The 901-nt window shown below is 36.2% G+C and carries 2 protein-coding genes; both read right to left on the bottom strand.

The annotated features are described in order from the left end of the window. Positions 1-173 precede the first annotated feature (173 nt). Positions 174-509 carry a hypothetical protein gene (locus FEFB_RS08045; RefSeq protein ID WP_152666263.1) on the bottom strand — a complete coding sequence of 112 codons (336 nt, stop codon included), beginning with the start codon at positions 507-509 and terminating at the stop codon, positions 174-176. Beyond that, positions 506-901: hypothetical protein (locus FEFB_RS08850; RefSeq protein WP_047975732.1), on the bottom strand; the 396-nt coding region annotated here is incomplete at its 5' end. The genes FEFB_RS08850 and FEFB_RS08045, both read right to left, overlap by 4 nt.

Below are 901 nucleotides of genomic sequence, written 5' to 3'. Positions count from 1 at the left end.
CCTGTGTATTGTTCCAAATCCCATTCGCTACCAACTTCGCCATGAATTTCATCAGAATCAACAATGCACTCTGCACCGTTTGTACCAAAGTCAATCGTTTTAGCAAAAACAATTTCTTTAGCGTATTTATCCCACGCCCTAAACTTAATCTCTCTCATAAATAATCATTTCCTTTATAAATCAAATCCAAACGCTGCATCCATACTGTAATCATCTTGATATTTATTCTGGCCTTCTTTGAATCCAAAGTAATAGTCAATTTTTGATTTTTTTGGAACTTTAAGTTGCCGTTGATCATCTATCAAATCAGCTCTATTTGTGCCTAATGTAAGCATTTCGATTTGTGCCGCTACATATCCATCTCCGTATCCTACTTTGTAGTAGTCAATAGATTCTTTTGCTATTTTTCGTTGGCAGAAAAGACATTGACTATAACCTTTATTAACTCTTCGTTTCAAACAAGACTGGCACCATTCATTATTTCCAATACGATCAGATAGTCTCATCATTCCACCTCTTTCTTGTCGTACATGTCTGGGTTATAACCAGCTTCAATGACTTCTTTTTCCGTGAACGAATCAAATGTTTTTGAAGGAAGGCCTGGTACAATTAGCCCACTATCTTTCTCAAGATACCAAGTATCACCATCTTCATCAGTCTTTTTATACTTCCAAATGTAATTCTTCTCTTTCTCGACAAATTGTTCATGCGCCCAGTCTCTAGATTTAGGAAGTGCAATTAACGCAAGTTCTTGATTCATGTCCCTGAAATGGTTATGTTCTTTTGAGGATGCTGATTCTTGGACTCGTTCATAAATTCGTTGCAACTTAATTAATGCAATCAAGCCCGTTTTATTCAGTTCTTGGTCAGCAATATCAACAATTTTCTGATACTCTGCTTC

The sequence above is a fragment of the Fructobacillus sp. EFB-N1 genome (assembly GCF_001038455.1).
Taxonomy (GTDB): domain Bacteria; phylum Bacillota; class Bacilli; order Lactobacillales; family Lactobacillaceae; genus Fructobacillus; species Fructobacillus cardui.
This window is presented reverse-complemented; position numbering and strand designations above follow the sequence as displayed.

What these genes read in the sequence shown, in the direction of transcription:
- FEFB_RS08045 (WP_152666263.1), bottom strand. Translation starts at nt 509, where the DNA reads ATGATGAGACTATCTGATCGTATTGGAAATAATGAATGGTGCCAGTCT.